Consider the following 24333-nt stretch of genomic DNA (forward strand, 5'->3'; position numbering starts at 1 on the left):
CGCATGAGCCAGCCGCCCGCCGCGTGTGCGAACCCTCACGCACGCGGCGGCGGTGGTGACGAAGCAAAAACACGCCGGGCGGCATCTCCACGGATTCCGTCCGGCGCGTTCGCATCGGCCGGCGCGTTCGCATCGCCCGACGCTTTCGAATCGGCCGGCGAGGCCGCGGCGCGCTAGCGGTCGCCGCCGCGTCGCCGAAACGCCCACCACGCGGCGAGCCCCGTGAAGCAGGCGACGAACAGCACCATCAGCCAGAAGCCGTGCCGGTTCTCCGAGAACGGAATCCCGCCGACATTCATCCCGAAGAAGCCCGCGACGATGTTGATCGGCAGCGCGATCACGGTGACGAGCGTCAGCGTGAACAGCGTCCGGTTGTTCTGCTCGTCGAGGCGCGAGCCGATTTCTTCCTGCAGCAGCTTGATCCGTTCGACGAGTCCCGCGAGATCGGCGAGCACCAGCGAGAACTCCTCGGTCGACTCGCGCAGTTCCCGCACGTCTTCCGCGTGCAGCCACGCGGGCGGCTTTGCGAGCAGCCGGAAGATCGAGCCCGGCTCCGGCGCAAGCATGCGCTGCAGACGCGTCAGCGTGCGGCGCATCGCGCCCAGCTCGACGCGGCTCGCAGTCAGGCGCTGCGACAGGAAACGATCCTCGATGCGGTCGACGTCGACGCTCGTGCGCCGCACGATGTGGATCAGCAGGTCGGCCTGGTCGCGCAGCAGGTGCACGAGCAGCTCCGCGGGCGAACGGAACCGCTCGCCGTCGCGCACGCTCGCGCGCAGCGTGTCGACCGAGCGCAGCGGCTTGAGCCGCGCGGTGACCATGATCCGCCGTTCGACGTGGACGAACATCGTCGCGATCTCCGACGGCGTCAGCTCGAGGTTGAACATCACGTCGTTGACGATCGCGCGCAGTGCGCCGTCCTCCTGCCCGATGCGGGTCGATCGCGACCCTTCGTGCAGGAACGCGAAGAAGCTGTCGGGCAACGCGAGGTGGGCGCGCATCCAGCGCTCGCTTGCGCCGTGTGCGAGGTTGAAGTGCAGCCAGACGAACGCGTCGTCCGTGTCAGCCGAGTCGTCCGCATTGGCCGCGTTGGTCGCGTTGGTCGCGTTGGTCGCGTTGGCCGCGTTGGTCGCGTTGGTCGCGTTGGTCGCGTTGGTCGCGTTGGTCGCGTTGGTCGCGTTGGTCGCGTTGGTCGCGTTGGTCGCGTTGGTCGCGTTGGTCGCGTTGGTCGCGTTGGTCGCGTTGGTCGCGCGCAGCCACTCGGCGGCGCCGTGCGCATCGAGCATCGCGCCTGGCTCGCCCGGCGTGAAGCGGAACCCGCACACCATGCCGGACGTATCCGCGCCGTAGGTCTGAACGATCATGTCGAAGTCATGCGGCGCGCGGCGGCTCGCCGCGTCGTGGCGGGCGCAGCCGCCTTCCGCACGCAGGCGCCGCGCAAGAAAAAGAAAGGATGACGTATGCCCGACGAAAGCGACACTTTCGTGACACTGTCACGCGTCGGCTTTACGCGACGGCTTTACGTGTCGGCTTTACGTGTCGGCTTTACGTGTCGGCTTTACAGGGCGGCTTTACAGGGCGGCTTTTACGACGCAGGTTCGCGGGGCGGCTTCACAGCGCCTGAAAACAGCGCGCCGCCCAACGTGCGGCGCTGATCGAAGGGGGCAGCAGCCTACTGGCGGCTCTGCGACTGCGCGGCAGCCGGGCACGCGGGGTCCTTGCCCCATTGACCTTCGCATACGCGCCACCGGCACAGCTGGTCCTCGAAGAAGCCGCGTTCGCCACACTCCTTCACGCGCGCGGCGAGCGTCGTGCCCGCCGTCGCCGACGCCTTGGTCGGCACGGCCTGCGCGCCCGACGCAGCCTTCTTGTCGGCCGGCTTCGTGCGCGCGACGAGCGCCGCGAGCAGATCCGCGTCCGGATCGTCCTTCGACGATTTCGCACTGACCGTGCGCACGGTCGCGTCACGCTGTTTTTTCGTCTTCGCCTGCGCGAGCTCGGCCTGCTGTTCCTTGCGATGCTTGCGCGCTTCGGCCTTGCTTTCCACCTTGGTGTCTGCCTTGCTGCGCGCGGCACCCTTCGCGTTCTTCTCGGTATCGGCATTCGTGGCCTTGGCGGCCTTCGCGGCCTTGGCTGCGGCAGCGGCCGGCGCCGCGCCCGACGTGTCTTCGGCGCCGTTGGCGAGCGCGCGCGACAGGCGGCTGTCGTCGGCCGCAGGCGCGGACGATGCGGACGCAACGGATTTCGCTGCCGAATCGTCGTTGACGATCGTGGCCGGCTGCGGCGCTCTCGCCGCATTGTTCTGCGCGACCTGCACTGTGGCAGCGCTCGCGGGCGCGGCCTTCGCCGCCGCCTGCGCTGTCGCTGCGGCGACAGACGCCGTGCTGTCGCCCGACTGCTGCTGCCAGCGCCATGCGCCCCAGCCTCCAAGCGCGACCACCAGCGCAACCATCGCCGCCCCCACCGCCGCGAACGGCGCCTTCAGCGAGTGGCGTGCCGGCTCGGCCTGCTGCGGCGTAACACGGCCTTCCAGATTCGCGAGAATGCGCGAATGCTGGGGCACGCCGGCCTGTTTCTCATTGGACAGCAGGCTGGGCGGGGTTTTGGATTTTGAATTGTCCGGCGCACTCATTCAGCGTCTCATTGAATCCTGGTTTAATTCGCCGCGATAATATAGCCCGGCCTCTCGGAGCAGGCCTGATTCTAAGAGCAAGCATTGCAAAACACAATCAATTCCAATTTCCGGGGATTTCATTGATTGCCGTCGTACTCGTCGCCTATTTCGCCCTCGCCGTCGCGGTTGCGGCACTGTTGCTTTTACCGGGTGTCCGCGCGACCGTATTTGAATCCGTCGCCCAGTTTCACGGCCGTCTGACACGCCGTGCGAACGATCGCGCGGCACGCACTCGCAGTCAAATTGTTAAATCGGCAAGCGTTACGCGCGGCGCATTAAACGATGCGCAAAATTTACTGATTCGGCGGCGCTTGCTGATTATGGTGTCGACAGGTATTCTTGCGACGCCGCCATTGGTCGCCATTGCATTACGCGGCCGGCAACTATTTCAATACGACGACACGGCGCGCGTGCCCGACGAGAAGATCGCCGCCCTGCTGCAGGGCGAGCAGCTCGTGCCGCCTCCGCCGTTGCCGCCTGAAGTCTTTGCCACCAGGGAAGTCGAGCAGGTGCGGCCGGCGCTGAAGGACGCGAGCCGCGACTGGAATCTGCTGGATCCGGATTTCCGCACGCGCTTGCTGCTGGTCTACAAGATCATGCACGAGCAATACGGCTACGAAATGGCGTTACTGGAAGGTTATCGGAGCCCGGAACGTCAAAACCGGCTGGCGCAAATGGGCGGCAACGTGACCAATGCGGCGGCATTCCAGAGCTATCACCAATACGGGCTGGCGGCTGATAACGCATTCCTGCGCGACGGCAAGCTGGTCATTTCCGAGAAAGATCCGTGGGCGATGCGCGGCTACCAGTTATACGGACAGGTCGCCGAACAGGTCGGCCTGACCTGGGGTGGCCGATGGAAAATGATGGATCTCGGACACGTGGAATACCATAAACCCGGTTTTAAACTGGGACGCGGCAGCTAGCCAGGCTAGCCGGACAGGAAATAATGAGGGCGGCATGGGGCTTTTTAATCTCCCGGCAGGAAACGATATGGGCGGCGCAATCGATCTCGCATTCCGGTGCGCGATTAACTCGGGCCGCCGGCTCCGTTTTAAATCTCACAGCGTCCTTTCGTTAATGCGCGCGCCCGCTCCGATGCCGCGGGCGCATTGATGCCGACTCCCTTCACCCCGTTTGACAGCATGGCGACACATCGCGGCGCCCCCCTTGCCGCTCGGCGCGCCTGCGTCGCCTCATCGAATCGCACCGGAACCTGAACGTCCTATGCAACGCATCCTCAACGTGCTGACTCACCCGCGTACGCTCTCGATCGTCGGGATCGTCGCGCTCGCGGCGATCCTCTTCATCGTCGCCGATACGCTGCAGTTGCCGCTGCTGTGGCCGGCGATCGCCTTCGCGGCGATTCTCGTGCTGTGGCTCGGCGCCGCGCTGTGGCGGCGCTGGCGCGTGAAGCGCGCGAACCGCCAGCTCGGCGCGATCCTCGAGGAGCAGGCGGAAACCGGCAAGATCACCGCGCCGGCTGCCGCCGCGCTCGCACCGGCCGACAAGTCGGCCGACCTCGACGTGCTGCGCACGCGCCTGTCGGACGCGGTGAAGACGATCAAGACGTCGAAGATCGGCCAGGTGTCGGGCGGCTCCGCGCTGTACGAGCTGCCGTGGTACATCGTGATCGGCAACCCCGCTGCGGGCAAGAGCAGCGCGGTGATCAATTCCGGCCTGCAATTCCCGTTCGCGGACAAGAACAGCGCGGTGATCCACGGCATCGGCGGCACCCGCAACTGCGACTGGTTCTTCACGACCGAAGGCATCCTGCTCGACACCGCGGGCCGCTACTCGGTCCACGAGGAAGACCGCAGCGAGTGGCTCGGCTTCCTCGGGCTGCTGAAGCGCTACCGCCCGAAGGCGCCGATCAACGGCATCATCGTGACCGCGAGCATCGCCGAACTCACCGGCAACCGCCCCGAATTCGCGATCAACCTCGCGAAGAACCTGCGCCAGCGCGTGCAGGAGCTGACCGAGAAGCTCGAAGTGTTCGCGCCGGTCTACGTGATGTTCACGAAGGCGGACCTGATCACCGGCTTCACCGAATTCTTCAGCAGCAGCGACAAGCACGAATACGACCGCGTGTGGGGCGCCACCCTGCCCTACGAGCCGGACGAGAAGCGCGACGTCGTCGCGCTGTTCGACGAGCGCTTCGAGGAACTGTACGAAGGCCTGAAGGAGATCAGCGTCGCGCAGCTGTCGATGTCGCGCGGCAACCAGCTTTCGCCGGGGCAGTTGAGCTTCCCGCTCGAGTTCTCGACGATCAAGCCGGCGCTGCGCGCGTTCCTCGCGACGCTGTTCGAGAACAACCCGTTCCAGTACAAGCCGATCTTCCGCGGCTTCTACTTCACGAGCGCGCTGCAGGAAGGCGAGACCAACAGCGCGGCCGCGCAGCGCATCGCGCACCGCTTCGGCCTCGACGCGACCGCGCTGCCGAAGCCGCACAGCGCGTTCTCGAAGAACGGCTTCTTCCTGCGCGACCTGTTCTCGAAGGTGATCTTCGCGGACCGCCAGACGGTGCGCCAGTTCGCGAGCCCGACCAAGACGCGGCTGCGCTACGCGACCTTCTTCGGCTTCGTCGCGGCGCTCGCGCTCGCGCTCGGCGGCTGGACCTGGTCGACGATCGGCAACCAGCAGCTCGTCGCGAACGTGCAGGCCGACCTCGACAACGTCATGCGCCTCGAGCAGGGCCGCAACGACCTGCAGTCGCGCCTGCAGGCGATGGACATCCTGGAAGACCGGATCGAGCAGCTCGAGCAGTTCCGCCGCGATAAGCCGCTGTCGGTGTCGCTCGGCCTCTACCAGGGCGACCGCCTCGAGCAGCACCTGCTGACCGAGTACTACAACGGCGTGCGCCAGATCCTGCTGAACCCGGTATCGCAGAACCTCGCGTCGTTCCTGAAGGACGTGAACGCGCATCCGGACCAGCTCGCGCCGCTGAACCGCGCGGCGGATGCCGGCGCCGCGCAGCCAGGCCCGGTGCCCGTATCAACGAACCCGGCCGGGGCCGCGCAGCAGCAGGCCCAGGCCGCCGCCGCACCGCAGGGCGGCCTCTACAGCGACGCGTCGCCAACCAACGTCGAGGATGCGTACAACGCGCTGAAGACCTACCTGATGCTGTCCGACAAGCGCCACGTCGAGCAGGCGCACCTGACCGACCAGGTCGCACGCTTCTGGCGCGGCTGGCTCGAGACGAATCGCGGCAACATGCCGCGCGACGAGATGATCAAGAGCGCCGAGCGCATGATCTCGTTCTACCTGTCGCGCGTGAACGACAACGACTGGCCGATGATCGACGCGAATCTCGCGCTCGTCGACCAGACCCGCGAGAACCTGCGCCGCGTCGTGCGCGGGATGCCGGCCCGCCAGCGCGTGTATGAGGAAATCAAGGCGCGCGCGTCGACCCGCTTCGCGCCGATGACCATCGCGCGCATCGTCGGCGACGGCAACCAGGGGCTGATCGCCGGCAGCTATGCGATTCCGGGCACGTTCACGCGCGACGCGTGGTTCCAGTACGTACAGCCGGCGATCCGCGACGCGGCGACGAAGGAACTGCAGGCGAAGGACTGGGTGCTGAACACGTCGTCGCAGGACGACCTGACGCTCGAGGGCAGCCCCGAGCAGATCCAGAAGGCGCTCGTCGCCATGTACAAGACCGAGTACGCGCAGCACTGGCAGAAGTTCATGCAGGGCATCGCGGTGCAGGGCTTCAGCAGCTTCGGGCAGGCGGTCGACGGGATGAACCGTCTCGGCGACCCGCAGGATTCGCCGATCCGCAAGGTTCTCGAAACCGCGTACGACCAGACGTCGTGGGACAACCCGTCGCTCGCGAACGCGGCGATCAAGCAGGCGCAGACGGGCGTCGTGAACTGGTTCAAGCAGCTGTTCTCTCGCTCGCAGGCGGGCCAGGTCGCAGCGGCCAACATCGACATCAACGGCAATCCGGCGGACGTGCCGATGGGCCCGGTCGGCCAGGAGTTCATCGGCCTCGCGCGAATCGTGTCGACGCATGACGGCACGTCGCTGCTGAAGGGCTACATGGACACGCTGTCGAAGGTCCGCACGCGCTTCAACGTGATCAAGAACCAGGGCGACCCGGGCCCGGGCGCGCGCCAGCTGATGCAGCAGACGCTCGACGGCAACGGCTCGGAACTCGCCGATTCGCTGAAGTTCGTCGACGAGCAGATGCTGACCGGCCTGACCGATTCGCAACGCAAGTCGCTGCGTCCGCTGCTCGTGCGGCCGCTGATGCAGGCGTTCTCGGTCGTGATCCAGCCGGCGAGCGTCGAGGTCAACAAGGTGTGGAACGCGCAGGTCTACCAGCCGTTCCAGAGCTCGCTGGCGAACAAGTATCCGTTCGCGGCGAACGCGAAGGTCGAGGCCGGCGCCGGCGAGATCGCGCAGGTGTTCGGTCCGGACGGCTCGATCGCGAAGTTCGTCGGCACGACGCTCGGGCCGCTCGCGGTACGCCGCGGCGACACGCTCGCGGCCCGCACCTGGGGCGACATGGGCATCGGGCTCACCCCGGACTTCACGAACGGCTTCGCGCGCTGGGTCGCGCCGCTCGCGGGCGGTGCGGCAGGCGGCGGCGCCGCCGCGTCGTCCGAGCCGCAGACCGTGTTCCAGATCCTGCCGCAGCCGAGCACCGGCACGACCGAGTACACGATCGCGATCGACGGCCAGCAGCTGCGCTACCGCAACACGCCGCCGCAGTGGACCAACTTCGTGTGGCCGAACCCGCAGGGCTCGCCGGGCGCGACGCTGTCCGTAACGACGTTCGACGGCCGCACGGTGCAGCTCGTCAACGAGCCGGGCCGCTACGGTCTCGAGAAGCTGATCAACTCGGCGCAGCGCAAGCGCCGTCCGGACGGCACCTTCGACCTCACGTGGGCGCAAGGCAGCGTGAACGTGTCGGTGACGATGCGCATCATCAGCACGTCGCAGCCGACAGGCGGCGGTGGCGACCAGCCGCAGCAGCAGAGCCTGCGCGGCCTCACGCTGCCGTCGTCGATCGCCGACGCGAGCGCGGGCGCGGCGCAGAACGCCACGGCCGTGCCGGGCGCAGGCGCAGCGGGCGCATCAGGCACCTCGGCGGCTGTCGCGGCCGCCGCCGCATCGAACGCACAGGGGGCGCAATGACGCAAACCGTTCAGGCGCAAATCGCCTACTTCGGCAAGATTCCGTCGCGCGGCGACTTCGTGAAGAGCGCGCACAACCCGCAGTTGCTGCAGACACTCGATCGCTGGATCGCGCAGGCGCTCGAGCTGCTCGCCGAGGATCCGCGCTGGAAGATCGTCTACGAGGACGCGAAGCCCATGCACTTCGCGTTCCTCGGCTCGCGCAGCAAGCTCGCGATCGCCGGGCACATGGTCGTGAGCCACGACGTGTCGATGCGCCGCTTCCCGTTCCTCGGCGCGACCGCGCTCGAAGTCGAGCGGCCGATCGCGTTCCTCGCGCGCAGCCCGCTCGCGTTCGCGCGGCTGTGGACGCGCGTCGCGCAGCAGATGCCGGCGCTGCTCGGCAAGGACGAGCCGCCCGGCGCGCTGCAGGCGCTCGGCGACACGCAGGTGCCGATCGACATCGGCGGCGGCCCCGGCAATCCGCACGACGGCACGTTCAACGATTTCATCGAGCACCAGTCGCTGTACGGCCTCGAGCAGATGCTGCTCGCGAGCGGCCACCCGGTGCGGCTGCGCGGCGCGATGCTCGCGCTCGGCTCGCTGCTGCGGCCAGTCATGCAGAGCGGCTCGTCGCACATCGAGCGCGGCCTTACGCTGCCGCTGCCCGTCGATCCGTTCTACCGCAGCCTCGTTGCGGCGTTCTGGCTCGAGCTGATCGCGCCGTTCGTCGCGCAGGCCGACTTCGAGCTCGCGATCTTCATCGGCACGATCGCCGAGCGCGAACGGCTGATCATCGGCTTCAACGGCGCATCGGCGAAAACGCTGCTGAGCGTCGTCGACCCGCAGACCTATGCCGCCCACAACATCGACATCGACGATCCGGAGTGGATCGACGGACATACACATCACGATCATGGGATCAGCAAGCTCGTCAGCTACCTCGACCAACCGCAACTGTCGCTGCGCGTCGCGATCGACGCGTTCCGCGAAGCGTTCATCGGAGGCTGACAGGATGGGCAACACGATTCACGACCGCCGCGCGCGCTTCTCGCCCGTCCTCGCCGCCCTCCTCGCCGCGGGCATGCTCGCCGGCCTCTTCACCGGCAGCGCGGGCTTCGCTCAGACGAGCGGCGCGACCGTCACGCCGGTCGGCAACGGCAGCGTGCAGACGACCGCGCTGCCGGCCACCGCTGCGCCGGCGACGCTGAGCTCCGGTACGGCTGCGCATGGCGGCGCCGTCACGACGCCGCCGCCCGCGAACGCGACGCCCGGCCAGGTCGTCGTCGGCGGCAAGGTGCCCGACGAGGCGACCAAGGCCGCGGTGCTGCAGAAGCTGCGCGACACGTACGGTGCGGCCAGCGTCGTCGACCAGATCGAGGTCGGCGACGTCGCGACGCCGCCGAACTGGAGCGCTAACGTGCAGAAGCTGATCGGCCCGCAGTTGAAGCAGATCAGCAAGGGCCAGCTGAAGATCGACGGCACGCAGATCGAGATGAAGGGCGAGGTGCACAACGAGGCGCAGCGCCAGCAGCTCGCGAGCGACATGGCGAACACGCTGAACCCGACCTACACGATCCGCAACGGATTGCGCGTGTCCGCGTCCGAGCAGGGGCTGCTCGACCAGACGCTTGCGAACCGCACGATCGAGTTCGAGACCGGCAGCGCGACGCTCACGCCGCAGGGCAAGCTGATCCTAGACCAGATGGCCGCGGTGCTCGCGAAGATGCCGAACCGCACGGTCGACCTCATCGGCCATACCGACAACTCGGGGAACCGCACGTCGAACGTCGCGCTGAGCCAGGCGCGCGCGGATGCGGTGAAGGGCTATCTGATCACGAAGGGGCTGCCGTCGCAGCAGATGACGACGACAGGTGTCGGGCCCGATCAGCCGATCGCGCCGAACGATACGGCGGACGGGCGGGCGCGGAATCGACGGATCGAGTTCCGGGTCGGGCAGTAAGCGGTGTCCGGCCGGCGCCTTCGCGAGCCGGCCTGGTCCGATGCGGGCGGCGGCACCGAGGTGCGCCGCCCGCGTTGCGTTTGCGGTTACGTTTGCAGTTGCGTTTACGACTGCTCGTCCGGCTTCACGCCCAGCAGCTCGCGAATATGCGACAGCGACCCGTCGTCCTTCACGACGCTCTCGAGCCACTTGTGCAGCGGCATGTCGGCCCACTCGGCCGCCTTGTCCGCGAGATACGCGACCGGGCTGTGCGGCTCGGTCTGCCGGAAGTAGCGCGCGACCGAGCGAAGCTGGTCGACCGCCTGCGCGCGGTTCTGGATGCCGGCGATCATCTGCGTCGTCACCGGACGCGAAACGGACTGCGGCTGCACGTGGGTCTCCTCCGTCTGAAGCGGGGTGCCGAAAACCGGCTCGATGCGCTCCGGTTGCGCGGGCGGCGTCGGCTGCGACTGTTCCTGTTGCGCCGGCGTGCCCGTATAGCCCTGCTCGCGCGCGAAACGCTCGGCAAGCCGGTACACGGTCTCGAACGCGTCGCGCGCCTGGCGGAAGCTCGGCGCCGCGTCGCCCGCGCGTGCATCGAGCGTCTCCTCGAACGCATCGAGCGCGAACTCGAACGCCTTCAGGTTCGCGAGCAGCGTCGTATAGAACGCCAGCGGCGTCACGCGCCGCGACGCGTCGATCTGCTCGACCGACGTCTTGCCGCGCGCGATGTCGTCCGCGTGGTCCGGATCGCGCTTCACCGCCTGCGCGACGTGCTGCGCGACTTCCCAGTCGAGCGTGCTGAACGCGCTCGATGCGCCGTCCGTCATCGGCACCGCGCGCAGCAGCTCGGCGGTGCGGCCGGCGAGCCACGCGACGTTGCCGAGCCGGTATTCGGCATCGTCGCCTTCCGGCAGCGGATGCACGGTGTCCCAGTACTGGCGGCACAGCCCCTCGAGCAGCGCATAGCCGCCGGTGAGGCCGGTGATGCCGTCCTCGAGCGCGAGCGCCTCGGTCAGCCACACCGCGAGCCGCAGGTCCTTCGTCTGCGTGCGCAGCAGGCCGGTCGAGCGTTCGACGACGAAGCCCCAGTCGGCTTCCTTGATCTCGGTCACCCATTCGCCCTGGTCGAGCGACGGATCGTCGTAGCGCCGCGCCTCCTGGATCGCATCGAAATCGTGCGAGAACAGCAGGTCGTCGCCGCACGGCGACGCGTCGCTGATCGGCGTCAGCAACTCGGGGAGATTGATCGGCATGGTTCAGTGAATCCGTTGATGCATGGGGTTGCGCGCAGTGCTTGTTCGGGTGCTCGTTTGGCCGCTCGTTCGGCTGCTCGTTCGGCCGCTCATTCGACCGTGTATTCGAACTCGCCCGCATCATCCGCGCGCACCGCGATGCGCGCGATGGCGGCGCCGTCGGCGATCCGGCCGAGCACGTGGCCCGCGATCTCCGGCAGCAGCGTGCCGTTCAGGATGTGGTCGACGTTGCGGGCGCCCGAATCGACCTCGGTGCAGCGCGCGAGCACCGCATCGACGAGCGACTCGTCCCATTCGAACGCGGCCTTGTGGTTCGCGTCGATCCGGCGGCGGATGCGGTCGAGCTTCAGCTCGATGATCTCGGCAAGCACGTCGTCGGAGATCGGGTAGTAAGGGACGACCTTCATCCGGCCGAGGAACGCAGGCTTGAACGCCTTGTACAGTTGCGGGCGCAGCGCTTCGGCGAGCGCGTCCGGATCGGGCAGCTCTTCGGCCGGCTTGTTCAGGCATGCCTGCATCACCGCCGGCGAGCCGACGTTCGACGTCAGGATGATCAGCGTGTTGCGGAAGTCGATCTCGCGGCCTTCGGCGTCGTCCATCATCCCCTTGTCGAACACCTGGAAGAACATTTCGAGCACGTCCGGGTGCGCCTTCTCGACCTCGTCGAGCAGCACGACCGAATACGGGTTGCGGCGCACGGCCTCGGTCAGCACGCCGCCCTCGCCGTAGCCGACGTAGCCCGGCGGCGAGCCCTTCAGGCCCGACACGCTGTGCGCCTCCTGGTACTCGCTCATGTTGATCGTGATCATCTTGCGTTCGCCACCGTACAGGATGTCCGCGAGCGCAAGCGCGGTCTCGGTCTTGCCGACGCCCGACGGCCCGACGAACATGAACACGCCGCGCGGCTTGTTCGGATCCTCGAGGCTCGCCGACGCGGTGCGCACGCGCTGCGCGATCGCTTCCAGCGCGTGGTCCTGGCCGATCACGCGCGCCGCGAGCAGCGGCTGCAGGTTCAGCACCGTGCCGATCTCGTCCTTCACCATCCGGCCGAGCGGAATGCCCGTCCACGCGGCGACGATCTCGGCCACCACGTGGCCGTCGACCTGCAGCGGCACCATCGGCTCGCCGCCCTGCAGCGCGTGCAGCGCCGCGACGCGTTCGGCGAGCTTGTCGCGGGTTGCCTGCACGTCGACCGGCTCGCCATCGTCGGACGGGCCGCGTGCGCGGTCGAGCGCTGCCCGCAGTTCGATGATCTCGGCGACGATCGCACGCTCCGCGTCGTAGCGGCCTTCGTCCGCCGTGAGCTGCGCGAGCGCCGCATCGCGCTCGCCGCCCAGCTCGCCAAGCCGCGCGTCGTGTGCAGCGCCGCTTGCCGCCTCGCGCTCGAGCGACGCGATTTCCGCGTCGATCCGCTCGATGCGCTTCTTCGCATCGTCGATCGCGGCGGGCGTCGCGCTCTGCGCGAGCGCGACCTTCGCGCACGCGGTGTCGAGCACGCTGATCGCCTTGTCCGGCAGCTGGCGGCCGCTGATGTAGCGGTGCGACAGGCGCACGGCCTCGGTGATCGCGCCGTCGAGAATCCGCACGTTGAAGTGCTGCTCCATCAGCCCCGCCATCCCGCGCAGCATTGCGGCCGCGAGCGGCTCGCCCGGCTCCTCGATCTTCACGACCTGGAAGCGCCGCGCGAGCGCCGCATCCTTCTCGAAATACTTCTTGTACTCGCTCCACGTCGTCGCGGCGATCGTGCGCAGCTCGCCGCGCGCGAGCGCCGGCTTCAGCAGGTTCGCCGCGTCGTTCTGGCCGGCCTGGCCGCCCGCGCCGATGATCGTGTGCGCCTCGTCGATGAACAGGATGATCGGGTGCGCGCTCTTCTTCACCTCGTCGATCACGCTCTTCAGCCGGTTCTCGAACTCGCCCTTCACGCTCGCGCCCGCTTGCAGCAGCCCCATGTCGAGCACGTGCAGCGCGACACCGCGCAGCGGCGGCGGCACGTCGTCGGCCGCGATGCGCAGCGCGAGCCCTTCGACGACGGCGGTTTTGCCGACGCCGGCCTCGCCCGTCATGATCGGGTTGTTCTGGCGGCGGCGCATCAGAATGTCGATCGCCTGGCGGATCTCCGCATCGCGCCCGATCACCGGATCGATCTTGCCGTCGCGCGCGCGCTGCGTGAGGTTCGTCGTGTACGTATCGAGGGCCGGCGTCTTCGACGGCCCGGCCGCGGGTGCGCCATTCGCTGCCCCATTGGCTGCCCCATTCGCCGCCCCGGCTGCCGACGCGTCGCCGCCGTCTTCCGCATCGGCCTGGCGCGGTTCCGCTTCGCTCGACCCGGCGGTGATCTCGTCGAACTTGTGCTTCAGGTCCGTCACGCGCACGTCGGTGAACTGCGCGGACATCCGCTGCGCGAATTGCGCGAGGTCCGGCGCGGTCAGCAGCGCAAGCAGCAGGTGCCCCGAGCGGATCCGGCCGAGCTGCGAATCGAGCGACGCGATCAGCCACGCCTGCTCGAACAGCGCGATCAGGTGCACGGAGAACACCGGCGTGCGCGTGTTGCCCGTCTTGAGCCGCATCAGCTCGCGTTCGAGGTCCGCGCGCAGCGCGTGCGGATCGATGCGGCTCGCGCGCAGCGCAAGCGGCAGATCCCCGGCCGGTTCGTCGAGCAGCGCGAGAAACAGATGCTCGAGATCGACCTCGTAGTGGCCGCGGGCGAGGCACGCGCTCGCCGCGCGTTCGGTCGCCTGCCGGCACAGCGGGTTCAGTTTCAGGATCAGGGTCTTGAGGGGCGTGCTCATGGAGTCGGTCTCAGGTTCGATTGCGTCGCGTGTTGTTGTTCGGAATCGGTTCGGAATCAGTGAATCACGTGCAGTTCGTAGCGCGCGTCCGCGCGGTCGTGCGGCGCGTCGCGGGTGCAGAGGAACGCGTCCCAGCCGAGCCGCGCGCCGGCGCCGAGCACGCTCGCGCCGACTTCGTTGCGCTTCAGCACGAGCGACACCTCATATTCGAGCGTGACGCCGGCAAGCAGCGTCAGCATCCGCTCGAGCGCGACCGCCTGCGCGCCGCCGGGCAGGAACGCCTCGTAGTCGCGCTTCGACAGCGGGCCGACCACGAGCCGCGCGCGCATGTCGCGCTGCCACACGCGCTCGCCGACGAGCGCGGTCGCGCCGAGCACCGCGTTGACTTCGCCGAGCACGCTCACCTGGTCGGCCGGCACGTCGTACCACTTGCCGACGAACTGGTCGATCTTCACCGGCGCGCGGAAGTAGTCGGACAGCGTGCGCTGCAGGTAGGCGGCCGACATTGGCCGGTGGCGTGCCGCCAGCGCATAGCCGGCCACCGCCTCGTCGAGCACGCCGCCCGAGCCTGCCTGCAGGCTGTCGCGCACCTCGTCGCTCGTCACGCCCGCGATCGCGAGCAACAGCGGCAGGTAGCGCTCGTCACGGTCGAGCTCGTAATGGAACGGCAGCCGGTATTTCTTCCACGCCGCGTAGAACAGCGCAGTTGCGCGGTTCGAGAACACGTCGAAGAACGCGCGCGCCGCGTGGTCTCGCTTCAGGTGCTCGCGCGCGACGATCTGCTCGGTGTAGTGCAGCGGCAGCGCGCCCTGTCCGCCGAGCAGCCCGAAGAACGCGGGCGTCAGCTCGACGCGTCCGAGTTCGCCGGCCGCGAGCGCGCCGTCCACGTCGAGCCGCGCGCGGTCCGCATCGAGCGGCGCGCCGTTCTCGTCGAACGGCCGCAGGCGCTCGATCTCGCTCGCCGGAAAGCTGAGCGACAGCGTGTTGCGAAACGCGATGCGCTGCGCGACGATGTCGCCCTTCCGCCACGCGCCGGGCGCGTCGGCCGCCTGCCGCGCGAACAGCCCTTCGAGCACGCGTACCGCCTGGAAGAACTCGAAGCGGTGCGGCTCGTCGAGCAGCGCGTCGACTACGCCAGGATCGATTCGCCGGTCCGGGGCTTGCATCGGATGATCTCCTCGCCGGTGCGTTTCGACACGACGACCAGTTGAACAAAGCTGTTGAGGTGGACGTAGAGCCCGAAGAAGCTGTCGAGCACGCGCACGAACGACGCGAGGCTCGACCCGACGAAATGCTCCTCGTCGATCGTCAGGCGAACTTCGATGCCGCGCACGAAGGTCGCGAACGGCTTGCCGGGCAGCCACTGCACGGCGCCGCGCTGCTCGATGCCCGCGAGCCCGTCGATCTGCCGCGTCGACACCGCGGTGCGCCGCAGGTCGTACAACGTCAGCATTTCCTTCAGCGGCGCGAGCCCGTGGTCGACGAGCGACACGTGGTTGAGCGCCAGATGCGACACGAGCCGCCAGTGCGCTGCGCGGCCGCGCTCGAAGCGCACGCTTGGCGTCGGCCGGCGCAGCATCCCGATGCCGCTCGTCTGCGCGCCGCCTTCCTGGAACAGGTCGCCGCCTTCGAGCCCGAACGCGAGCATCGCCGGCAGATCGCGGTTCGTGCAGGTCAGGTCGAGGCTCAGCGTGTCGGTCTGCGGCGACGTCGGTTCGAAGTCGATGTCGACGATCGAGATCTCGGTCTCGTAGCCGGGGCTCTTCTGCGCAACCCAGTCGTTGCGGCGCGCGAACCAGTAGTGGCCGACGCGCGCGGATTCGCCGTGGTGCAGCGAATAGAACGGCCGGAACTCGATCACCGCTTCCTCGTGCGCCTGCTGCCTGACGAGCTTCACCGAATCGATCGAGTACACCTCGTACGCGAACGCGCGCCGCGCCTCGGCGATCACCGGGTACGACACCGCGCGATGCGTGATGCGGATCGGCTCGCCGTGCTGGCGGAACAGGTTCACGATCGGCGTGCAGAACAGGCGGAAGTGGTTCGCGGACAGCAGGTCGAGCAGCCGCGCGACGTGCGAATCGCCGCGCACGTCCTGCAGCACGAGGTGCAGCGTCGCACGCTGGCAGCGGCCCGACGCGCGCGCGATCGCGGCGAGGTCGAAATCGACGAAATCGAACTTGTCGGGAAACGCGAAATACTCGGTGAGCAGGCGGTACGCGGGATGCGATTTCGCCGGGTAGTCGATCAGCGCGTCGGTCTCGTCGAAGCCGGCCGGTGCGATCGGCAGCTTGCGCAGCGCGGTCCAGCGGCCGTTGCGTTCCGGCTCGACGTACGCGCCGAGCACGTTGACGAACAGGCAATCGGTCAGCGCGGCGACGAACGACTGCTCGCCGTGCAGGTGCGCGCGCAGCGTCGGCAGCTTCAGCGCGCCGAGATCGAGCTGCGCGGCGAGCGATTCGAACGTGATCGAGATCACGCCCGTCGCGTTCGGCGGCAGCACCGTCGCACTCGGCGCGAGCGCGACCGGCAGGTAACGCGCCTCCGAGATGCGGATCGGCGCGAGCGTCACGTCATACGCGGTGCGGAACCGGCACTGCACGCCGCGGATCGGTCGGCTCTTCAGCTCGGTACCGCGCTCGACGACGACGGGCTCGGTCTGCTGGCCCGGCGCGCCGGGCGAGAACTGCGCGATCGAGCACGACGGGAACGGCCGCAGGTAATGCGGATACAGCACTTCCAGCAGCGCTTCGGTGAATTCGGGGTAGTCGTCGTCGAGCTTCTTGTTGATGCGCGCGCCGAGCAGCGCGAACGACTCGATCATCCGCTCGACGTGCGGATCCTCGCAGTGCTCGCCGGACAGCGCGAGCCGCGCCGCGATCTTCGGATAACGTTCGGCGAAATCCCGCGAATAGCGCCGCAAAAACGATAATTCGCGCTCGTAATACGGCAGCAATTCTTCCATCGATGACCCCGAACCTCTTCCTTCCGTTGCCGGATGACGTCCCGCCGGGCGGTCCGGCCCGCGAGACGGCGTGACTGAGTTACTGCGGTTTCGCGCCGCGGGCGCGCGTGACCGAATACTGCAGCGTCGACGGCTGCAGCATCGCGTCGAAATTGACCGGCTCCTCGGCCGGATGCACGACGAGCAGCGCCTGGATCGCGAAATAAAGCGCGTTGGTGGACTGCTCGTTGAGCTCGAACTTCACCTGCACCTGCTGCAGCCGCGGTTCATGGCGCGCGATCGCCTGCTGGATCGACTTGCAGATGAAGGTGCGATCGTAATGGCTCGCGAGGCTCAGGCCCGCGAAATCGTTCAGCCCGTAGGTCAGCACCGACTTCTGGCATTCCGGCAGCGCCGCCAGTTCGTGGTCGGTGTGTGCGATACGGGTGTTGAGGATCGCCTCGACGTCGCGGGCGACCGTGTTCTTCAGCTCGTCCAGCGACAATTGCCGCATCGCCGCGGAAGCCGGCAGGTGCGGTTCGTCGTCGAACAGCTTGTCGAGAAAGCTCGGTTCGAATCGTTTCATCAGGCGGCAAGCTTGAAGCAACAACGGCAACGGACCGACATGCGCCCCGTTGCCGCAGCCGACCTTAGACCGCGTAGGTCTTGTCGTTCTTCGTCAGGCTCCAGGCGCCCTGCGTGTTGCCGCCCTGGTTGCCGCCGATCTTCTGCTGGGTCTGCTTCCACTGCACGGCAGCGTACTTCAGCGAGAAGGTCTCGACCGGCAGGCCTTCCTTCTGCACGCTCGGCGTCACGCTCGAGATGATCACGTACTTGAGCTTGACCTCGAGGTACTTGACGCGCTGGCCTTCGCCGTCCGAACGCATGAAGTCGATCGTGACTTCATCGAACGTCGTGCCGCCCGACGCGTGCTGGTACAGCAGCGGGCTCGACGAATCGATTTCCTTCGTGAACACCATGTCGCCGTGCTCGCAACGCTCGGCGGTCAGGCCGCCCGACGTCGACGCCGTCGCCGAACGCGGCTGAATGATGGAGTGATCCCAGGACTTCACTTCGATCCAGCTCGCGTGGTCCTTGTCCGCGGATTCGCCCTTGATGGCGGGATTACCGAACTTCAGATAAAGGTCTAGCATGGCCCTTCGACTCCCCAAAGAGGTGGTTTTAACGTCCTACCCAGGCGGCCCGCCCGGGCGAGATTGGCTCGCTTATGAATTTGCCGGTTTGGGCAGATCAGCGACAAGTCGCAGAGAGATCGAGAGTTCGTCGAGCTGAAAGTGCGGGCGCAGGAACGCGACCGAACGATACGAGCCCGGCTTCCCCGGAACCTCTGACACTTGTACGGAGGCCTCGCGCAGCGGGAATTGCGCCTTCTGTTCCTGCGTCGCGTTGTCGTCGAGCAGAACGTACTGCGAAATCCACCGGTTGAGGAACGTCTCGACGTTCTGGGCCGATGCGAAGCTGCCGATCTTGTCCCGCATCATTGCCTTCAGGTAGTGCGCGACGCGCGACACCGAGAAGATGTACTGCAGCTGGGCGGACAAAACGGCGTTCGCGTTCGCGCTGTCGGTGCTGTATTTCTTGGGTTTCTGCACCGATTGCGCGGCAAAGAACGCGGCGTAATCGGAATTCTTGCAATGGACGAGCGGGATGAAGCCGAGATCGCTCAGCTCCTTCTCGCGGCGGTCGGTAATCGCGATTTCGGTCGGGCACTTCAGCGCGATCTCGCCGTCGTCGGTCTTGAACGTGTGGGTCGGCAAGTCTTCGACGAGGCCGCCGCCTTCGACGCCGCGGATCGCCGCGCACCAGCCGAAGTCGTCGAACGCGGCCGTCAGGCGCGCAGCGAACGCCCACGACGCGTTGCACCACAGGTACTTGTCGTGATCGGTGCCGTCGACGTCCTCGACGAAGTTGAAGGTCTCCGCGATCTGGCCGTCCTTCGGATTGAACGGCAGGCGGCCGAGGAAGCGCGGCAGCGTGAGGCCGACGTAGCGCGAATCCTCGGAATCGCGGAACGACTTCCACTTCGTGTATTCGACCGTGTCGAACACCTTGCCGAGGTCGCGCGGCTTGCCGAGGTCGGCGAACGATTCGAGGCCGAGCAGCTCCGGCGACGCCGACGCGATGAACGGCGCGTGCGCGGCCGCCGCGACGTGCGACATCTGCTCGATGAAGTACATGTCTTCCGGCTGGCGGGAGATCTCGTAGTCGCCAATCAGCGTGCCGAACGGCGCGCCGCCGAACGTGCCGAATTCCTCTTCGTAGACCTTCTTGAACAGCGCGCTCTGGTCGAATTCGGTCGCGCTCTTGAAGTCGCGCACAAGGTCGCGCTTCGGCGCGTGCAGCGCCTTGATCTTGATCGTCTGGCCCGTGTTGCTTTCCTTGACCAGGTAGTCGAGGCCGCGCCACGTGCTTTCGAGGCGCTGGAACTCCGGCGCGTGCATCACGGCGGAAAGCTGCGTGGAGATCAGGCGGTCGAGCTCCGCGACGCGCGCATCGATCGTCGCCGACAGGTTGTCCGACACGATTACCGTGCCGTCGAGCACCTGGTGCACGAGTTCGCCGATCAGGTCCTTCGCGCGCGCATGCTCTGAATCGGATTTCGCGACCTTGCTCTTCTCGACGATCTCGTCGAGCAGCGTTGTCCCGGCGGCGTATTCCGCGCCGTTTGTATCGGCCGCAGCCGTTTGCTGGTTCATCTCAACACCCCGTCGTCATTCGCCGTCTTTGCCGCCGTCGTTGCCACCCTCGGCGCCCTTCGCGAGCGCCTGCAGCTGCTGCGTGTTCTTCAGTACTTCGGACAGCAGATCCTCGAGCTTGTCGTTGCCGGCAAGCTTGTTGCGCAGGTCGGCGAGCTTCGAGCGCGCCTCGAGCAGGCGGCGCAGCGGCTCGACCTGCTGGACCACGTCGTCCGGACTGAAATCCGACAGCGAGCGGAACTTCAGGTCGACCGCGAACTTGCCGCCGTCCTCGCTCAGGCGGTTTTCCACCTGGAACGCGGCGCGCGGCTCGATCGCCTTCATCACGTCGTCGAAGTTGTCGCGGTCGATATTGACGAACTTGCGGTCGCGCAGCTTCGGCTGCTCGACTTCCGACTGGCCCGCCAGATCGCCAACGACCCCGACGACGAACGGCAGTTCCTTCACCTCGATCGCGTCGCCTTTCTCGACCTCGTAGGTCAGCTGGACGCGCGGCGGCCGTATTTTTTGCAAGCGCTTCTGGATGCTTTCGTTCTTGGCCATCGACGGCTCCCGGTTAGATGTGGTTACCCGGTCCGGTCAGCGCAGCGCGCTGAACGGATCGGCCCCGCCCTTCTGCGGCGCGCCGGACGACGCGTTCGCGGACGGCGGCGCGGCATTGGCGCTTTCCGCGGCAGGCGCCGCGACGCTCTTCTTCGCATGAACGGGGGTGCGGTACTTCTTCTTCGGCGTCGTCTTCACGGTCTGATCCGCCGGGAACAGCGCGTTTTCGCCGAGCGTGTCGCGCAGCTGCTTCGCGAGCGCCTGCGCGTCCGACTTCGCGTCGCCCGCGAGCGACGCATCCTGACGCAGCTCGCCGAGCGACTGCGTCGCGATCCGCAGGCCGGCCACGGCCAGCACGCTCTTCGCCTGGCGGTCGGTCTGATCGCGCTGCAGCGCTTCCTGCGCGGCGACGATCGCCTGGCCGTAGTGATTCTGCTGGAACTGGATCTGTGCGATGCGCGACCACGGCTCCTCGCGCGTCGGGTCCGACTTCGCGAGTTGCTGGTACAGACCGAGCGCGCGGTCCTGGTCGCCCGACTTCGCAACCGCGTCGGCATCGGCCAGCGACTTGTTGAACACATCCGCCGTCGGCGGCGTGGGCTGGCTCGCACAACCGGCGATCACGCCGCAGGCTACTACTACCCCGGAAAGTCTTGCGAAGAGACGGTCTTTCATCGTTATATCACCAGCGCGTAAAATTTAAATCGTTGAGAATCTGGTTCTTTTGCTTTGCGAGATGCGCGCGGGTATAGTACCGATCAATTTTTCATAATTCAATCGTCGCGTGCAGAGTAATTCCTTTTAAATCCGCGCGCACTCCCCTCGAATGGCCTCTTGACGAGGTTTCGCGGCGGATCGGAAATCGGCCGAAATGCGCAAGTTTTACTTCCTGCACAACACATCGGGCGAACGACGGAAAAATTTGCCGATATGCAGCCACGGCGCATGTTTGCTTAATAGTTGAACAGCGAGTTGAACAGCGCGTTGAATGGCGGAAAGCCCGCCATTGCCGCCGGATGCGGAAATAGCTGATAGTTTTGACAGGGAGTAAAAGGCGGCAAGCCGGAAACACGATGAAATCCTTCATGATTCGCTATGCGCTGCCGCTCGTCGCCTGCGCGCTCCTGGCCGGCTGCGCGGCCGCCCCGCTGCTCGGCTCGGCGGCCAGCGCCGTGATGCAGGCCGCCGGCGTCGGCAAGCCCGACGTGCCCGACGCGCAAAAGCCGCCGCGCAACATCGGCATTACGCTCGCCGCCGCGCCGAACCTGAACGCCGCGAACGACAACAAGCCGCTCGCGCTCGTCGTGCGGCTCTACGCGCTGAAGGATCCGACCTCGTTCCAGCAGGCGCCGTTCGACAGCTTCACCGATCCGAACAAGGAAAAGGCCGCACTGGGCGCGGACCTGCTGAACGTGCGCGAAATCACGCTGATTCCGGGACAGCGCTATACCGCAACCGAAAAGCTATCGCGCGAAGCGCAGGCATTCGGCATCGTCGCGCTGTTCCGCGATCCGGCGCTGCAACGCTGGAAACTGACATTCGATCCGGCGAAGTCGGAGAAATCCGGCATAATCATCGGCCTGCATAATTGTGCGATGACGGTCACCGACGGCACCGTCATCGCGCCGCAACAAGGTGCGCCCTCGCAACCGCTCAATTTGCTTTCTTCCGTGAGCTGCGGTTAAACATCGCGCATGAATGTCAATTAACAAGAGTTAACAATTGGCGATTTAATTCGGGCGCGACCAAATCGATTACATCGCATCACGACATTAACCGGGTTTGACATGAGTTATTCGGCCAAGGTGCTGTGGGGGGAAGGGCTGTTCCTCCGGCCTCAACACTTCCAGCGACAGGATGCGTACCATGAGGCGCGCCTGTTCGAGTCCATCCAGGCGATCCAGCCGTACAACTGGGGCGTGCGCGCGGCGCGCTTCGACCGCGATGCGCTCGGCAGCAACGTGCTGCGCCTCTCCGAGCTGTCGCTCGTGTTCCCGGACGGCGCGCTGTATGCGGCGCCGCAGGCGGACGACCTGCCGCCGCCCGTCGCGCTCGACACGCTGCCCGAGGGCATCAACGAGTTCGTGTTCTACCTCGCGCTGCACCCGCTGCGCGAAAACGGCACGAACTACAGCGACGATCCGGCCACCGGCTTCATGACGCGCTTCGTCAGCGAGCAGTCGAGCGTCGCCGACAACTTCACCGACGCGGCCGAAGCCGACGTCACGTTCCTGAAGACGCAGGTGAAGCTGATCGCGCACAGCGAGCCGCGCGACCAGCTGCTGTCGGTGCCGCTCGTGCGCGTGCGCCGCACCGCGACGTCGGGTTTCGAGATCGACGACAGCTTCGTGCCGCCGTGCCTCGCGATCGAGGCGTCGCCGATCCTGCACCAGCGTCTGCGTCAGCTGATCGACGCGCTGCAGGCAAAGGTGAACGCGCTGTACGGCTTCCACCGCGAGCCGTCGAAGAACATCATCGAATTCCGCTCGGGCGACATCGCGTCGTTCTGGCTGCTGCACACTGCGAACGCCGCGTTCGCAACGCTCGCGCACCTGCACCAGCACGCGGCGCTGCATCCGGAACGCCTGTTCCAGGAGCTGCTGCGCCTCGCCGGCCAGTTGATGACGTTCTCGAAGGGCTACACGCTCGCCGATCTGCCCGTGTACCGCCACGACGATCCGGGCCCCGGCTTCGCGCGCCTCGACCTGATGCTGCGCGAACTGCTCGACACCGTGATCTCGACGCGCTACTTCGCGATCACGCTCGACGAGGTGCGCCCGTCGTTCCACCTCGGCCGCCTCGATTCCGGCAAGATCGACGACAAGACGGCGTTCTACCTCGCGGTGTCCGCGGACATGCCGAGCGTCGAGCTCGTCGATGCCGTGCCCGCGCGCTTCAAGGTCGGCGCGCCCGACGATGTCGACAAGCTCGTGCTGTCGGCGATGCCCGGCGTGCGGCTCGCGTACACGCCGCAGGTGCCGCCCGCGATTCCGGTCCGCCCGGGCGCGTGCTATTTCGCGCTCGATTCGCGCGGCGCGCTGTACGAGCGCATGCTGCAGGCCCAGTCCGCGATGATCTATGCGCCGACTGGCATCAATGACCTGAAATTCGAACTGATCGCGGTGACGTCATGAGCTACGCGCCTTCCCTGTTCGGCGACAACGCGCCGCCTCCCGTGCATTCCCCGGCGTCGACGGATGCCGCGTTCCAGGCGCGCTCGCTGCTCGACCTGCTGTACGACGGCTTCTTCATGCTGTTCCTGCTGAAGAACGGCCGCGAGCCAGAGAGCGCGAACGAATTCGGCACGCGCATCCAGGAATTCCTCGCCGATTTCGAGCGCGGCGCGAAGAAGCGGAACATCGCCGCCGAGGACGTGTACAGCGCGAAGTTCGCGTTCTGCGCGGCGGTCGACGAGATGGTGCTGTCGTCGCAGTACAGGATCCGCCCGGACTGGGAGCGCCGGCCGCTGCAGCTCGTGCTGTTCGGCGAGCAGCTCGCGGGCGAGAAGTTCTTCCAGTATCTGGAGGACTGCCGCGCGCAGGGCGCGGCGCGGTTGCAGTCGCTCGAGGTGTTCCACATGTGCCTGTTGCTCGGGTTCCAGGGCAAGTACCTGCTCGAGGGGCCCGAGAAGCTCGCCTACCTGACGGCGCGCCTCGGCGACGAGATCGCGCACATGAAGGGCAAGCGCGCGCCGTTCGCGCCGCACTGGCCGCTGCCGGACCAGATCGCGCATCGGTTGAAGCGCGAAGTGCCGGTGTGGGCGATCGGCGCGGTGTTCGGGCTCGTCGCGCTGCTCGCGTACCTCGGGCTCAATACGTACCTGAAGGACAAGACGCTGCAGACGCTCGCGCCGTATTCACAGATCATCAAGGTCGGGCCGGAATCGGCGAATTTGACGATTTCGTTGCCGTGACGGCCTGACGTCGCACGCGCGTGGCTTCACACCGGAAAGGACCGCTTGGCGGTCCTTTCTTGCCTCTGGCGACAGATCGTTCCGCGATCGAAGTCAGAGCAGGATGAACGCGTCGTGCTCGACATAGAAAACGAATGCGTCGAGCAACTGCGCGAGACTCGGATCGTCGACCTGGTCATGCGCGTCGATGACGATGTCCTCGATCGTGGCGCTGTCGAGCGTGATGCGCCAGCCGGGCTGACGGGCAACATCCGGAATGACCTGCTCTTCCGGGTTTTTCGTGTCGGGCGAGAATGCGCCTTCCGTGTCGAGCGTCCACGGCGTCGGCGGCAAGTAGAGCCACCCGGAAAAATCGCCGGGGGTTTCGAGGATGTGTTTGAGGCTGACGACGGTCGCCGGATCAGTCGAGGTAGACATCGTTTGCATATCAAT

The 24333-nt window shown here is 66.7% G+C and carries 20 protein-coding genes; 7 read left to right on the forward strand and 13 right to left on the reverse strand.

The features are described 5' to 3' along the window. Positions 1–173 precede the first annotated feature (173 nt). A complete protein-coding gene (locus tag ACV22Z_RS27760) occupies positions 174–1364 on the reverse strand; it encodes a transporter (RefSeq protein WP_448079474.1) in 1191 nt (396 codons plus the stop codon). Positions 1365–1672: 308 nt separating this feature from the next. Continuing rightward, a complete protein-coding gene (locus ACV22Z_RS27765; RefSeq protein ID WP_448079475.1) occupies positions 1673–2632 on the reverse strand; it encodes a phage tail protein in 960 nt (319 codons plus the stop codon). 122 nt (positions 2633–2754) lie between these two features. Here ACV22Z_RS27765 and ACV22Z_RS27770 point away from each other — a divergent pair, with 122 nt between their 5' ends. From ACV22Z_RS27770 to ACV22Z_RS27785, 4 genes are all read left to right on the forward strand, one after another. After that, positions 2755–3600 carry a M15 family metallopeptidase gene (locus ACV22Z_RS27770; protein ID WP_448079476.1) on the forward strand — a complete coding sequence of 282 codons (846 nt, stop codon included), beginning with the start codon at positions 2755–2757 and terminating at the stop codon, positions 3598–3600. A 301-nt stretch (positions 3601–3901) separates the two neighbouring features. Then, on the forward strand, positions 3902–7819 hold the full coding sequence (gene tssM / locus ACV22Z_RS27775) for a type VI secretion system membrane subunit TssM (RefSeq protein ID WP_448079477.1): 3918 nt from the start codon (positions 3902–3904) through the stop codon (positions 7817–7819). Then, positions 7816–8808, forward strand: coding sequence for a type VI secretion system-associated protein TagF (gene tagF, locus ACV22Z_RS27780; RefSeq protein ID WP_448079478.1), 993 nt, complete (start codon positions 7816–7818; stop codon positions 8806–8808). Before tssM ends, tagF begins: the two co-directional genes overlap by 4 nt. 4 nt (positions 8809–8812) lie before the next feature. Next, the gene (locus ACV22Z_RS27785; RefSeq protein ID WP_448079479.1) at positions 8813–9760 is read left to right on the forward strand and encodes an OmpA family protein; all 948 of its coding nucleotides are present in this window, start codon (positions 8813–8815) and stop codon (positions 9758–9760) included. A 104-nt stretch (positions 9761–9864) separates the two neighbouring features. Here ACV22Z_RS27785 and tssA read toward each other — a convergent pair whose 3' ends face one another. The 10 genes from tssA to ACV22Z_RS27835 all read right to left on the reverse strand — a co-directional run bounded on the left by tssA (position 9865) and on the right by ACV22Z_RS27835 (position 21075). Next, entirely contained in the window at positions 9865–10995 is a 1131-nt protein-coding gene (gene tssA, locus ACV22Z_RS27790; RefSeq protein WP_448079480.1) for a type VI secretion system protein TssA, read from the reverse strand. 89 nt (positions 10996–11084) lie between these two features. Then, a complete protein-coding gene (tssH, locus tag ACV22Z_RS27795) occupies positions 11085–13784 on the reverse strand; it encodes a type VI secretion system ATPase TssH (RefSeq protein WP_448079481.1) in 2700 nt (899 codons plus the stop codon). Between the two features lie 56 nt (positions 13785–13840). Continuing rightward, the gene (gene tssG / locus ACV22Z_RS27800) at positions 13841–14950 is read right to left on the reverse strand and encodes a type VI secretion system baseplate subunit TssG (RefSeq protein ID WP_448079482.1); all 1110 of its coding nucleotides are present in this window, start codon (positions 14948–14950) and stop codon (positions 13841–13843) included. Then, entirely contained in the window at positions 14914–16749 is a 1836-nt protein-coding gene (tssF, locus tag ACV22Z_RS27805; protein ID WP_448079483.1) for a type VI secretion system baseplate subunit TssF, read from the reverse strand. The genes tssG and tssF overlap by 37 nt, the downstream gene beginning before the upstream one ends. 79 nt (positions 16750–16828) lie before the next feature. Further along, the gene (gene tssE, locus ACV22Z_RS27810) at positions 16829–17314 is read right to left on the reverse strand and encodes a type VI secretion system baseplate subunit TssE (protein ID WP_448079484.1); all 486 of its coding nucleotides are present in this window, start codon (positions 17312–17314) and stop codon (positions 16829–16831) included. Positions 17315–17378: 64 nt separating this feature from the next. Further along, positions 17379–17882 (reverse strand): Hcp family type VI secretion system effector, encoded by a 504-nt coding sequence (locus tag ACV22Z_RS27815; RefSeq protein WP_448079485.1) that lies wholly within the window; start codon positions 17880–17882, stop codon positions 17379–17381. A 72-nt stretch (positions 17883–17954) separates the two neighbouring features. Further along, positions 17955–19445 (reverse strand): type VI secretion system contractile sheath large subunit, encoded by a 1491-nt coding sequence (gene tssC, locus ACV22Z_RS27820; RefSeq protein ID WP_448079486.1) that lies wholly within the window; start codon positions 19443–19445, stop codon positions 17955–17957. 15 nt (positions 19446–19460) lie between these two features. Continuing rightward, positions 19461–19988, reverse strand: a complete 528-nt coding sequence (gene tssB, locus ACV22Z_RS27825) for a type VI secretion system contractile sheath small subunit (RefSeq protein WP_448079487.1) — start codon at positions 19986–19988, stop codon at positions 19461–19463. A gap of 36 nt (positions 19989–20024) precedes the next feature. Continuing rightward, the gene (locus tag ACV22Z_RS27830; RefSeq protein ID WP_448079488.1) at positions 20025–20663 is read right to left on the reverse strand and encodes a tetratricopeptide repeat protein; all 639 of its coding nucleotides are present in this window, start codon (positions 20661–20663) and stop codon (positions 20025–20027) included. Positions 20664–20754: 91 nt separating this feature from the next. Continuing rightward, positions 20755–21075, reverse strand: coding sequence for a hypothetical protein (locus ACV22Z_RS27835; protein ID WP_448079489.1), 321 nt, complete (start codon positions 21073–21075; stop codon positions 20755–20757). Here ACV22Z_RS27835 and tssJ point away from each other — a divergent pair. The 3 genes from tssJ to icmH all read left to right on the forward strand — a co-directional run bounded on the left by tssJ (position 21062) and on the right by icmH (position 23901). Next, on the forward strand, positions 21062–21673 hold the full coding sequence (gene tssJ, locus ACV22Z_RS27840) for a type VI secretion system lipoprotein TssJ (protein ID WP_448079490.1): 612 nt from the start codon (positions 21062–21064) through the stop codon (positions 21671–21673). The two genes, ACV22Z_RS27835 and tssJ, sit on opposite strands and share 14 nt — an antisense overlap. A gap of 102 nt (positions 21674–21775) precedes the next feature. After that, positions 21776–23122: a type VI secretion system baseplate subunit TssK gene (gene tssK, locus ACV22Z_RS27845; RefSeq protein ID WP_448079491.1), complete on the forward strand. Its 1347-nt coding sequence runs from the start codon at positions 21776–21778 to the stop codon at positions 23120–23122. Further along, positions 23119–23901: a type IVB secretion system protein IcmH/DotU gene (gene icmH / locus ACV22Z_RS27850; RefSeq protein ID WP_448079492.1), complete on the forward strand. Its 783-nt coding sequence runs from the start codon at positions 23119–23121 to the stop codon at positions 23899–23901. Before tssK ends, icmH begins: the two co-directional genes overlap by 4 nt. Positions 23902–23994: 93 nt before the next feature. Here icmH and ACV22Z_RS27855 read toward each other — a convergent pair whose 3' ends face one another. After that, positions 23995–24318, reverse strand: coding sequence for a DUF7716 domain-containing protein (locus tag ACV22Z_RS27855; RefSeq protein WP_448079571.1), 324 nt, complete (start codon positions 24316–24318; stop codon positions 23995–23997). Positions 24319–24333 lie beyond the last annotated feature (15 nt).

The sequence above is a fragment of the Burkholderia sp. PU8-34 genome (genome assembly GCF_053427725.1).

Coding starts and splice junctions, on each gene's coding strand:
- tssM (WP_448079477.1), top strand. CDS start 3,902: ATGCAACGCATCCTCAACGTGCTGACTCACCCGCGTACGCTCTCGATC.
- icmH (WP_448079492.1), top strand. CDS start 23,119: ATGAGCTACGCGCCTTCCCTGTTCGGCGACAACGCGCCGCCTCCCGTG.
- tssE (WP_448079484.1), bottom strand. CDS start 17,314: ATGAAACGATTCGAACCGAGCTTTCTCGACAAGCTGTTCGACGACGAA.
- ACV22Z_RS27815 (WP_448079485.1), bottom strand. CDS start 17,882: ATGCTAGACCTTTATCTGAAGTTCGGTAATCCCGCCATCAAGGGCGAA.
- ACV22Z_RS27760 (WP_448079474.1), bottom strand. CDS start 1,364: ATGATCGTTCAGACCTACGGCGCGGATACGTCCGGCATGGTGTGCGGG.
- tssK (WP_448079491.1), top strand. CDS start 21,776: ATGAGTTATTCGGCCAAGGTGCTGTGGGGGGAAGGGCTGTTCCTCCGG.
- tssG (WP_448079482.1), bottom strand. CDS start 14,950: ATGCAAGCCCCGGACCGGCGAATCGATCCTGGCGTAGTCGACGCGCTG.
- tssB (WP_448079487.1), bottom strand. CDS start 19,988: ATGGCCAAGAACGAAAGCATCCAGAAGCGCTTGCAAAAAATACGGCCG.
- ACV22Z_RS27855 (WP_448079571.1), bottom strand. CDS start 24,318: ATGTCTACCTCGACTGATCCGGCGACCGTCGTCAGCCTCAAACACATC.
- tagF (WP_448079478.1), top strand. CDS start 7,816: ATGACGCAAACCGTTCAGGCGCAAATCGCCTACTTCGGCAAGATTCCG.
- tssA (WP_448079480.1), bottom strand. CDS start 10,995: ATGCCGATCAATCTCCCCGAGTTGCTGACGCCGATCAGCGACGCGTCG.
- ACV22Z_RS27835 (WP_448079489.1), bottom strand. CDS start 21,075: ATGAAGGATTTCATCGTGTTTCCGGCTTGCCGCCTTTTACTCCCTGTC.
- tssC (WP_448079486.1), bottom strand. CDS start 19,445: ATGAACCAGCAAACGGCTGCGGCCGATACAAACGGCGCGGAATACGCC.
- ACV22Z_RS27785 (WP_448079479.1), top strand. CDS start 8,813: ATGGGCAACACGATTCACGACCGCCGCGCGCGCTTCTCGCCCGTCCTC.
- ACV22Z_RS27830 (WP_448079488.1), bottom strand. CDS start 20,663: ATGAAAGACCGTCTCTTCGCAAGACTTTCCGGGGTAGTAGTAGCCTGC.
- tssJ (WP_448079490.1), top strand. CDS start 21,062: ATGAAATCCTTCATGATTCGCTATGCGCTGCCGCTCGTCGCCTGCGCG.
- tssH (WP_448079481.1), bottom strand. CDS start 13,784: ATGAGCACGCCCCTCAAGACCCTGATCCTGAAACTGAACCCGCTGTGC.
- tssF (WP_448079483.1), bottom strand. CDS start 16,749: ATGGAAGAATTGCTGCCGTATTACGAGCGCGAATTATCGTTTTTGCGG.
- ACV22Z_RS27765 (WP_448079475.1), bottom strand. CDS start 2,632: ATGAGTGCGCCGGACAATTCAAAATCCAAAACCCCGCCCAGCCTGCTG.